This window comes from Granulicella cerasi (assembly GCF_025685575.1).
Classification (GTDB): Bacteria; Acidobacteriota; Terriglobia; order Terriglobales; family Acidobacteriaceae; genus Granulicella; species Granulicella cerasi.
This window is the reverse complement of record NZ_JAGSYD010000004.1, coordinates 122,078-133,134: the sequence shown is the minus strand read 5'-3', so window position 1 is coordinate 133,134 and position 11,057 is coordinate 122,078. Positions and strand designations below refer to the sequence as shown.

The window sequence follows — 11,057 nt, the reverse complement described above, 5'->3', positions numbered from 1 at the left end:
GAAAGGCCCGGAGGAGAGTGGCCAGCACCGCTGAGAGGATTTTGCCGAATGCCCGAACGCCTCCGCTACACCGAGATTGCCCCCGAGGGCGTAGCCGCACTCCGTGGTTTCGGTCACTACCTCAACATCGCCACCACGCTCGACCCGGTGCTGAAGGCGCTTATCGAGCTCCGCGTTTCGCAAATCAACGGCTGCGAGTTCTGCACGGAAGCGCATAAGCATGAGTTACAGAAGCATCATGAGCCTGACTCGCGCATCGATTCCGTCGCTGTATGGGCAACGAGCGACGCGTTCACGCCGCGTGAGAAAGCGGCCTTCGCCTGGGCTGAAACGCTGACGCGCCTGCCCGACGGCAACAACGCCAGCGACGCGGAGTACGAAGCCATCCGGGAGTTCTTCGACGGCAAAGACCTCGTCGACCTCACGCTCGCCATCGCCAACATCAACGTGTGGAACCGTCTCGGCCTGGCGTTCCGCCCGCAGTGGGATCCGAAGAAGGCCTCCAAGCCGAAGGACGGCGAGATGCGCGATGCGGTCGACGACGACGGCGGCAAGGTCGCCGAAGACTAGATCGTGTAGCCTCAACCTGATGCCACCGCTACTCCAAGCCGAAGGCCTGACGCAACGCTTTGCCTCTCCCGGCGCGAACACCGCCGCGCTCGAACTCTTTCGCCAGCTTTCGCTGACGGTGGAGGAAGGCGAAATGGTCTCAGTCGTCGGTGAATCGGGCGCCGGCAAGAGTTCCCTGCTGCACCTGCTCGCCGCGCTCGAAAAGCCCAGCGAAGGCAGCATCCTCATCGGCGGCCGTGATATCACGCAGCTATCGGCGGCCGCGTCTTCTGCGTTTCGCAACACAGAGATCGGCTACGTCTGGCAGTTTCACTATCTGCTGCCGGAGTTTTCCGCGCTCGAAAACATTGCACTCCCGCTGCTCGCACGTGGTGTCGCCCAGAAAGAAGCCACTAGCCGCGCCAAAGAATGGCTCGCACGCGTCGGCCTCGCAGACCGTGCGGCACACCGCTCCGGAGAACTCTCCGGCGGCGAGCAACAACGCATCTCCATCGCCCGCGCGCTTGTCACCGAACCCAAGCTGCTGCTCGCCGATGAGCCCACCGGCGACCTCGACAACACTACCGCTGAGAGCGTCTTCACTCTGCTCCAGGAGCTTCACCGAGAGCGCCGCCTGACCAGCGTCCTGGTGACGCATAACCTCGACTTTGCCGCGCGCTGCGATCGCTCACTGCGTCTCGTACGCGGCCAACTCGTGGCGGCGGGCTAGCTACTTCTTCTCGCGGTGCGGGCAATGCTCGTTGTTGATGCATGACTCCGGCAGGCGCAGACGCTCCACCGGTTTGCCGCCAACCAGGTGCTGCTCGACGATCTCGACAAGGTCTTTCTTGCCCACAAAGCCGTACCACACGGCCTCCGGGTAGACGACCACGACCGGCGCATGCTCGCACTGGTCGAGGCATCCGGTCTCCTGCACGCGGACACGACCTTTCAGGCCCGCCTTTTTCGCAGCGTCTTTCAGCAGTCCCTTGAAAGCCTTGCTCTTCTCATGCCCGCAGCTCGGGCGCGAGGCATCCGGACCGCGTTCGTTCGTGCAAATGAATACGTGATGGTCGTAATTCGGCATGTTTGCTTGGATGCCCGGAATCGCACATCCGCTTCTGTGAGAATGTTGTAGATATGCTTCTTGATGATCTCTTGACCGTGAAAGACGACATGGTGGCCTTCATCGCCGGCCACGGTCTTCGCACCATGACCGCCTTCGTCCCCGAAGAGCTCGCCGCTGTCCTGTTTGAAGACGACGACCCCGAAAGCTGGAAGGACTTCGTCGAGCACGCCAAGTCGGCCAACGTTCCGTTCGTGACGATGAGCGAAGTCGTGCTCGAGCCTGAAGACGTCGCCACGTTGCTCGAACAGGTGCGCGACCAGCACTACCCGGACCATGAGGCCCACGAGCTTGAGGAGGCGCAGTCGCTCACCCAGCACGTCGGCAAGATCGGCTACCTGCAGCTCGGCTTCTCCGCTGGCGGCGTGGTCTATCTCTACGAAGCTGCGACGCCCTGGTACGACCAGTTCCAGGAGCTGCTCGACTCCGTATCCGGTCTCAGCAACCTGATGATCGACGACCACGACGACGACTCCCTCTAGCCTCACCGCGATGTCAGATCCCGCCGTCCCCGCACCCGAGTGGCTCACGCTCGCTGAACGCAACGAGGCCTCAGCTTCGCTTGCGCAGCAACTCGGTGTGCCTGCGGGCATCGCCGCGCTGCTGCTTTGCCGCGGTCTCGACACCGTCGAAAAAGCACAGGACTTCCTCTCGCCAAGCATCGCGCAACTGCATTCGCCGCTGCGTATGCTCGGCATCAGCACCGCTGTCAAACGCCTCCGCGCCGCGCTGCTCGCCCGCGAACCCATCCTCATCTACGGCGACTACGACGTCGATGGCACCGTCGCGACCGTGCTGCTCAAGACAGCGATCGAACGCGCCGCGCAGTCTCTCGGCGTCACCGCCGACGTGCGTTACCACATCCCGCATCGCATCCGCGAAGGCTACGGCATCCGCACCTCGCGCCTCGCCGAAGCCGCCGACGAAGGCGTGCGACTCGTCGTCTCGGTGGATACCGGCATCCGAGCCTTTGCCGCTGCCGATGAAGCCAAACGGGTTGGCCTCGACCTTATCGTCACCGACCATCACCTGCCCGACACCGGCGAAGGTGTCCCCGACGCGCTCGCGGTCATCAACCCCAACCAGCCCGACGACACCTATCCCTACAAGGATCTCTGCGGAGCTGCGGTCAGCTACAAGCTCGCGCAGGCGCTTATGGAGTCCACCGCCGACGACGACGAACTCGCGCGCATCCGCACACGCATTCTGCCGAGCTTCCTGAAGCTGCTCGCGATCGCGTCCATCGCAGATTCCGTGCCGCTCACCGGCGAAAACCGGGTCATCGCGTCGCTCGGCCTGCTGGAGCTCCGCAAGCCCGCGCAATCCGGCCTGCGTACGCTCATGGAACTCGCCCAGATCGATCTCGCACGCCCGATCTCGAGCTTCGATGTCGGCTTCCGCATCGCCCCGCGCATCAACGCTGCCGGACGCATGGACGTCGCCTCCGACGTCGTCGAGATGTTCCTCACGCGCGACGCCGCACTCGCCCGCTCGCTCGCCGAAAAGCTCCACAGCCTCAACGACGATCGCCGTGCTACCGAGGCGGAGGCCCTGCGCGAGATTGAAGCGCGCCTCGAACAGCTCGCCGCCAGCGAAGAAGGCCTGGCCGCCGCTCTGGTGCTCGACGACGAAGCCTCCGCCAGCCCCTGGCACCGCGGCGTCGTCGGCATTCTCGCTTCGCGCGTCGTCGACCGCACCGCCTCTCCCGCGCTCGTGCTCACGCATGAAGCGCATGAGGATGGCACCAGCAGCGCACACGGCTCCGGCAGGTCTATCGCGGGCTTCCACCTGCTCGATGCCATCACCGCCGCGCACGCCGAGCACCGCGAGGCCACCGGACAGCCGCTCTTTGACCGCTTCGGCGGACATGCCCACGCCGTCGGCTTCGCGCTGCCCAGCTCCAATGTGGCAGCACTGCGAGAGCGCCTCGCCGCTTACGCCGCCATCCACCGGCCGGCTGTTCCGGTCATCGAACCTGTCGAGTGCGATCTCGAAATCACGCTCGACGAGTTGAACGACGAGTTCTTCGCGGCTCTCGAACGCCTGGGTCCTTTCGGCAACTCCGCGCCGGAGCCGACCTTCCTTACCCGCAACCTCCGCCTCGCGCAGGCCTGGCGGGTCATCAAGGACAAGCACCTTCGCCTTACGCTCGAAGATCCGCAGGATGGCAGACGTCTTGGCGGCATGGCCTGGTCACGTGCCCGAACCGACTTCGTGGCCCTCGCGCGTCAGTCGCAGTGGGCACAGGGCTCGGCGCTCGACGTCGTCTACCGCCTCCGTCGCAACTGGCACCCCGACTTCGGCGGCTGGGAGATGGAAATTCTCGCACTCCGCAACACCACGTTCCTCCGCTGAGTCCCTTTCAACCCCCAAAGCGTCAAAGGTTTTGCGACCTCTTTCCGCGTCGGCAGTCTTATATACTGTCCTTTCGAACTCATGGCTGCTCAGGAATCAAAATCGTCGCGTCTCTGGATCTGGATCGTCCTCCTTGTGGTCGTCATCGCAGCCGCTGTGTACTTCTCCCGCGGCCGTGAAGTGACCCCCATCCGCACCGCCACGGCAGAACGCCAGAACCTGCTGAGCACCATTTCGACCAACGGTAAGGTCGAACCGATGGAAGACTTCCAGGCGCATGCGCCCGGTCCGGTTCTCGTCGAAAAGCTGATGGTTTCGCTGGGCCAGCACGTGGCTGCGAACCAGGAGCTGATGCGCCTCGACACCGCCGACGTCCAGAGCAAGGTCGCTCAGGCGCAAGCCTCCGTCGCGCAGTCGGAAAACAGCCTGCAGAACCTGCAGAAGGGTGGCTCGCAGGAAGAACTGCTCAGCTCCAGCTCGGACCTGAAGACTGCGCAGCAGCAGGCGGCCTCAGCCCAGGCTTCGCTGAACACCATGCAGTCGCTTCAGGCCAAGGGTTCGGTATCGCCCGCGGAGGTTGCCAGCGCGCGTCAGCGCCTGAACGACGCCAATACCCGCGTCGCCGTGCTGCAATCCCGGTCCACCTCGCGCTACAGCTCGTCCGACATCTCCTCGCAGAAGGCGCAGGTCACGCAATCGCGCGCCGCTCTCGCCGCCGCGCAGAAGGCCTATTCGGACTTCGACATTCGCGCGCCCTTCTCGGGCACGGTCTACTCCCTGCCCGTCTCGCAGTATGACTTCGTGCAGGCAGGTGAAGCCCTGCTCGACGTCGCCGACCTCTCGCGCCTTCAAGTGCGCGCCTACTTCGACGAGCCGGAAATCGGCAAGCTGGCCGTCGGTCAGACCGTCAAGATCGTCTGGGACGCCAAGCTGAACCGCGTCTGGCACGGCCACATCTCGCAGGCGCCCACGACCGTCATCACCTACGGCACGCGTAACGTTGGCGAATGCCTGATCACCGTCGATGACCCCAGCGATGACCTGCTGCCGAACACAAACGTCACCGTGACCGTCACGACCTCCGAGCGCAAGGACGTCCTCAGTGTTCCGCGCGAGGCCCTGCACACCGAAGGCACCACGAACTACGTCTTCCGCATCCTGAACAATCGCCTCGTACGCACGAACGTCCAGGTGGGTGTCGTCAACCTCACCCGCGTCGAGATCACCGGCGGTCTGAACGAGCACGACGTGATCGCCCTGGGCGCTACCACGCAGGTGGACCTCGCCGACGGCGCTCGCGTCAAGGTCCAGTAACCCGAGGCTGACCGTGCCCAACCTTCGCCAACTCGTTTCCATCGCTCTGCTCGCCGCAGTCTCGTGCGCTGCTCATGCGGCTGATCTCGGCTCCGCAGAAAAGCTGCTTGTGCACGGCCAGCTAGATGAAGCTCTTACCGAGCTGAACTCGCTGCCCGCAACGCCGGCGCAGAAACTCCTGCTTTGCCGCACGCACTTCGCCGCACACCATATCGATCAAGCCGTTGCCAGCTGTGAAGCCGCGGTCGCCGCGCACACGTCAGCCGCGAGCGTGGACTGGCTCGGTCGCGCTTACGGCCTGCAGGCCGATCATTCCGGGCCGCTCTCCGGCATGAAGCTCGCGGGCAAGGTTCGCAGCACCTTTGAGCGCGCCGTGGACCTCGATCCGAAGTACCACCCCGCCGTCGATGACCTCACCGACTTCTACGTCGCGGCTCCAGGCATGGTCGGCGGCGGCACGGACAAGGCCAATGCTCTCGGCCATCGCGTTGAAGCCATGCTGCCTCAGTCCGCGCACCGTGCTTTCGGCCTTGCCGCCGAGAAGGACCACGACTACGGCACCGCCGAACGCGAATTTCGCGCCGCCGTGGCGGTGTCTGGCGACTCCGGCGCATGGACCGACCTCGGTTTCTACTACGGCCACCGCAAGCAGTACGACCAGAGCTTCGACGCGCTGCAGAAAGGCGTCGCTGCCGCGCACAATTCGGGCAATTCCCTCGTCGATGCCGCGCAAATCCTGATCGAACAGAAGCGCCACCTCGACCTCGCCGAGCGCTGGCTGCGCCAATACCTTTCCGCCACTGCCGGGCAGACGGACGGCCAGCCAGTTCCCAGCGTTCACGTCATCCTTGGCAAACTGCTCGCCAAGCGCGGTAACAAAGACGCGGCCCGCCAGGAATACAACGCGGCACTCGCTCTGGTTGCCAACTACGAACCCGCCCAAAAGGCTCTAAACTCCTTATAAGCCGCGTCTCTCCAGACGCCCACGAGGCCCCGCAAACCACCCGATGCAACGACGCTTTCTACACGCCGCGCTTGGATTCGCCATCGCCACGGTCGCCTCCACCGCTTACGCACAGATTTCGCTCTCCTCCGCCGTAGACCTCGCGCTGCGCTCGGACCCGCGCGTACAGTCCGCCCGCGCCGATGCGGACAAGGCCCGCGCTACGCTCTCAGAAGCGAAGTCTGCCTACGTCCCCGTCGTCGGAGCCGTTGGTGGCGTCGGCAAAGGCACCGGCGTGCCGCTTTCCGTGCCGACGATCTTCACGATCTCCGCGCAATCGCTCGTCTGGAACGCCTCGCAGGTTGACTATATTCGCGCCGCACACTTCGGCTGGAACGCCACCCAGTTCGCGCTCCAGCAGGCAGAAGACGACGTCGCCGAAGACGCGGTGTACACCTACCTCGCGCTGAACAACGCGCAACAACGCAAAGCCGCCGCACAACGCGCGCTCGACCACGCAGCCAAGCTCGTCCGCATCACACAGGACCGCGTGAACTCCGGCGTTGACGCGCACATCGAGCTGCCGCGTGCACACCGCACCATGATTGGCATCCAGCTCCAGATGCTCACCACCGACTCCGAGGTTGCGCAGCTCTCCGACCATCTTGCGCGCCTCACCGGCCTGAACGGCTCGCAACCCTCGACCGAATCGGACACAATCCCGTCCATTCCCGATGTGGCAACGCTGACCTCCGAGCACCTTCCTCCCGAGACCATCAGCCCGGCGCTCGAGGCCGCACAGGCCAACGAACGTGCCAAGATGTCGCAGGCCAGCGCGGATTCAAAGTATCTCTATCGCCCCATCGTCGGCTTCGGCGCAAACTACGCCCGCATTACCACCGACTTTTCCAGCTATTCGACCTATTACCCGGCCTTCAAGAAGGATGATCTGAGCCGCAACTCTCTTTCCCTCGGCATCCAGATCAACCTTCCGCTGCTCGACCAGACGCACCGCGCCAAAGCCCGCGAGTCTGCCGCAGAAGCCCGCAAGGCGCACTTCGACGCCCTCCGCGCTCGCGACCAGTTCATGGAGGGACGCCTGAAGCTGAAGACCTCAGCGACCGAGCTTGAGTTGAACGCCGAAGCCGCGCAGGATGACGTCGATGAGGCTCGCGATACGCTGGAAACCGTTTTGATTCAGCTACGTCCGGAGGCTGGCGAGGTGAGCAATGGCCAGGCTCCCCTCACGCCGAAGGACGAGGAAAAGGCTCGCCTTAACATCGCCCAGAAGGAGCTTGACCTGCTCAAGGCCAAGCAACAGCTTCTGCAGACCGAAGTGTCGCTGATGCGCCAGACCGGCCAGCTTTCGAGCTGGCTCCGCACAGCCATCCACTAGCACGACCCCCTTAACTGATGATTGCCCGTACCAAACGAGCATCCTCCCAGCGCAGCCATTGCCGAAATGGTAAAATCTAAGCCTGTGAAGCCCCTAAAGACACTGCTCCTGAACCCGCCTTCCTTTGAGAACTTTGACGGTGGCGCCAGCTCCCGCTGGCCTGCTACTCGCGAGATCGAATCTTACTGGTACCCCGTTTGGCTGACCTATCCGGCTGGCATGCTCGAAGGCTCGCGCCTTCTCGATGCTCCGCCGCATCACGTCTCCGCGCAGGAAACCATCGAGATCGCTAAGGACTACGAGTTCCTCGTGCTCTTTACCTCGACGGTGGGCTGGTCCAGCGATCACGCGCTCGCCAACGCCATCAAGGCTGCGCACCCGACCATCAAGATCGCCTTTGTCGGACCGCCGGTCACCACCGACCCCGAGCGTGCGCTCAACGAGTGCGCGGCGATCGACTTCATCTGCCGTCGTGAGTTCGACTACACCATCGTCGACTTCGCGAACCGCAAGCCGATCAACGAGATTCTCGGCCTCTCCTACAAGGACGAGAATGGCGTGATCCAGCACAACCCGGACCGCCCGCAGGTCGAAGACCTCGATGCGATGCCCTGGGCGACCAAGATCTATCAGCGTGACCTCGACGTCACCAAGTACAACGTGCCGTTCCTGCTGCACCCCTACATCGCGCTGTACTCCACGCGCGGCTGCCCGGCGCAGTGCACCTTCTGCCTCTGGCCGCAGACGCTCTCCGGCCACGCTTGGCGCAAGCGCTCGACCGACGACGTCGCCGCTGAAATGAAGTGGGCGAAGGAAGCCTTCCCGCATGTGAAGGAATTCTTCTTCGACGACGACACCTTCAACATTCAGCAGGGCCGCACGATCGAGCTCTGCGAGAAGTTGAAGCCGCTCGGCCTCACCTGGAGCTGCACCTCGCGTGTGACCACCAGCTACGAGACCCTGAAGGCGATGAAGGAAGCGGGCTGCCGCCTGCTCATCGTGGGCTTCGAGTCCGGCGATCCGCAGATCCTGAAGAACATCAAGAAGGGTGCCACCGTCGAGCGCGCACGCGAGTTCGTCAAGAACTGCCACGACCTCGGCCTCGTCATCCATGCCGACTTCATCCTCGGCCTGCCGGGCGAAACCAAGGAATCAATCCGCAACACGATCGAGTTCGCCAAGCAGCTTGATTGCGAAACGATTCAGGTTTCCATCGCGCACGCTTTCCCCGGCACCGAGTTCTACGACTTCGCCGACAAGAACAACTACATCACCAACAAGGACATGAACGACCACGGCGGTCACCAGATGGCTCACATCGAGTACCCTGGCCTGCCTGTCGATTACGTCATGGAGATGGTGCACAAGTTCTACGACGAATACTACTTCCGTCCCAAGGCTGCGTTCCGCGTGGTCTGGAAGGCGATCGTGAACCGCGACGTTCCCCGTCTCTACGAGGAAGCCAAGAGCTACATGAAGCTGCGCAAGGAGCGCAACGACATGGTGCGCAAGGCCCGCGAGGACGCTTCGACCAAGGCTCAGGAAACGACCTCAATGAACGCGTAGTTCGCGTCCCGCAGCTTCACTGCAACGGCCAGCCTTCGGGCTGGCCGTTTGCTCTTCATCAAGAAACGACAATGTAACCACGACCTCGTAAGATGTCATCATGAAGATCTTTGCGCGCGCGCTTGCTTTGCTTTCAGTGGCATCCATCCTCACCACCTCCACCGCGGCACACGCCGACGCCTACGACGCGAAGCCCAAGCTCGTGATCGTGCTTGTGTTTGATCAATTCCGGGGCGACTACCTCGACCGCTGGCGCGCGGACTTCAAGGCCAAGCGCGGTTGGAACCTCTTTCTAAATCACGGCGCGCACTTCACCGACTGCTATTACGATTACGGCAACCTCATCACCGCTGCCGGACACACCACCATCGGCACCGGAGCCTATACCGACGGCCATCACATTCCCGACAACGAGTGGCGTGAACTCGGCACCGATGGAAAGTACCACACCGTTGAGTCCATCACGGACTCGCGCTACACGCTGGTGGGCGAGCCCGCTGGCCACGATATCTACCCCGGCGTCAGCCCGCAGCGCGAGCAGGCTACAACCCTCGGCGACGAACTCGTCATCGGCACCAACGGCAAGGCCCGCCTCTTCGGCGTCTCGCTGAAGGACCGCGCTGCCGTGCTCACCAGCGGCCATGCCTCGCAGGCTGCGTACTGGGTCGACAAGGACACCGGCGCCTGGATCACCTCCAGCTACTGGATGAGCAAACTCCCCGACTGGGTCGAGCAGTTCAACGCGACAGAACCGCAGAAGGCGCGCGCTGCCTCGGGCAAGACCACCGGCAGTTTCTACGGCACGGTCGGTCGCACCCCTGCCAGTGTTGATTACCAGCTCGACTTCGCCATGGACCTCATCAAGCATGAGCACCTCGGCAACAACCCCGCCGGTGTCGCCGACATGCTGACGATCTCTATCTCTTCTACCGACATCAATGGCCATGCCGTTGGGCCGGACGATCCTTCGCAGCGCGCGCTCATCGATGCATCGGATGTCTCCCTGGACCGCTTCTTCACGGAACTCGATAAGGAAGTCGGCCTGAATAACGTCCTCATCGCTTTCACCGGCGATCATGGTGTGGCGTCCAGCCCTGCGGCCATGAAGGAAGACCTCATGCCTGTCCCGCAGATCAGCGCGGGTGACTTCACGAAGAGCGTCGAAGCCTCGCTCGAGAAGCGCTTCCCGAAGAAGGGCGACGGTCAGTACGCGCTCGGCTACATGTATCCCTATCTGCAGCTCAACATGCCGTTGCTCAAGGCGAATGGCGTGAAGGAAGAAGACGCCGAAAACGCCACGCGCGAGGCGCTGCTGGAGATCTTCGCCAGCTATGCGAAGCACGATATTCCGAACGGACGCGCGCCGATGGACCCGTACCCCACTATCTTCACCACCACCGAAATGCGTGACGGCCGCCTTCCGCAAACACAGCTCGGCCGCCTCGTCGCGCATAGCTACTCGCCTTACGTCGGCTGGGCCGTGTGGATGAACTTCGGCCCGTATCAGTTCCCTCACAGCGGCGATACGATCGCGACTACGCACTTCACGGCCAACAGCTACGATCGTCACGTGCCGCTCGACTTCTACGGCTCTGCGATTATCCCGGGCACGTACCACACGGCTGTCGCTCCGGTAGACATCGCCGCCACCTTCGCCTCGCTGCTGCGCATCAACCGCCCGAGCGCCGCCGTAGGCCGCGTTGTCACCGAAGCCTTGAAGCCTGAAGCTGCGGGCGTGACCTACCCCTAAGCCGCTGAGCTAAACCAAGCACTATAAGCAGCGTTGCTCCCGTACACTGGGAGCAACG

Annotated in this window: 10 protein-coding genes; 9 read left to right on the top strand and 1 reads right to left on the bottom strand. The window is 63.1% G+C overall.

The genetic code is table 11. From position 1 onward, the window contains the following. Positions 1-48: 48 nt before the first annotated feature. Positions 49-570: a carboxymuconolactone decarboxylase family protein gene (locus OHL11_RS14140; RefSeq protein ID WP_263372178.1), complete on the top strand. Its 522-nt coding sequence runs from the start codon at positions 49-51 to the stop codon at positions 568-570. 19 nt (positions 571-589) lie between these two features. After that, complete coding sequence (locus tag OHL11_RS14135; RefSeq protein ID WP_263372177.1) at positions 590-1,279, top strand: ABC transporter ATP-binding protein; 690 nt, start codon at positions 590-592, stop codon at positions 1,277-1,279. Here the strand turns inward: OHL11_RS14135 and OHL11_RS14130 are convergent, their stop codons facing one another. Beyond that, positions 1,280-1,636, bottom strand: a complete 357-nt coding sequence (locus tag OHL11_RS14130) for a (2Fe-2S) ferredoxin domain-containing protein (protein WP_263372176.1) — start codon at positions 1,634-1,636, stop codon at positions 1,280-1,282. 53 nt (positions 1,637-1,689) lie between these two features. Between OHL11_RS14130 and OHL11_RS14125 the strand changes: the two genes are divergently transcribed. The 7 genes from OHL11_RS14125 to OHL11_RS14095 all read left to right on the top strand — a co-directional run bounded on the left by OHL11_RS14125 (position 1,690) and on the right by OHL11_RS14095 (position 10,999). Beyond that, the gene (locus OHL11_RS14125; RefSeq protein WP_263372175.1) at positions 1,690-2,157 is read left to right on the top strand and encodes a hypothetical protein; all 468 of its coding nucleotides are present in this window, start codon (positions 1,690-1,692) and stop codon (positions 2,155-2,157) included. Positions 2,158-2,167: 10 nt separating this feature from the next. Further along, positions 2,168-4,030, top strand: a complete 1,863-nt coding sequence (recJ, locus tag OHL11_RS14120; protein WP_263372174.1) for a single-stranded-DNA-specific exonuclease RecJ — start codon at positions 2,168-2,170, stop codon at positions 4,028-4,030. An 81-nt stretch (positions 4,031-4,111) separates the two neighbouring features. After that, entirely contained in the window at positions 4,112-5,344 is a 1,233-nt protein-coding gene (locus OHL11_RS14115) for an efflux RND transporter periplasmic adaptor subunit (RefSeq protein WP_263372173.1), read from the top strand. Between the two features lie 13 nt (positions 5,345-5,357). Then, positions 5,358-6,308 (top strand): tetratricopeptide repeat protein, encoded by a 951-nt coding sequence (locus OHL11_RS14110; protein WP_263372172.1) that lies wholly within the window; start codon positions 5,358-5,360, stop codon positions 6,306-6,308. A gap of 43 nt (positions 6,309-6,351) precedes the next feature. Continuing rightward, positions 6,352-7,683 (top strand): TolC family protein, encoded by a 1,332-nt coding sequence (locus OHL11_RS14105; RefSeq protein ID WP_263372171.1) that lies wholly within the window; start codon positions 6,352-6,354, stop codon positions 7,681-7,683. An 84-nt stretch (positions 7,684-7,767) separates the two neighbouring features. Beyond that, positions 7,768-9,249 (top strand): hopanoid biosynthesis associated radical SAM protein HpnJ, encoded by a 1,482-nt coding sequence (gene hpnJ, locus OHL11_RS14100; RefSeq protein ID WP_263372170.1) that lies wholly within the window; start codon positions 7,768-7,770, stop codon positions 9,247-9,249. Between the two features lie 100 nt (positions 9,250-9,349). Then, positions 9,350-10,999 (top strand): alkaline phosphatase family protein, encoded by a 1,650-nt coding sequence (locus tag OHL11_RS14095; RefSeq protein ID WP_263372169.1) that lies wholly within the window; start codon positions 9,350-9,352, stop codon positions 10,997-10,999. Positions 11,000-11,057 lie beyond the last annotated feature (58 nt).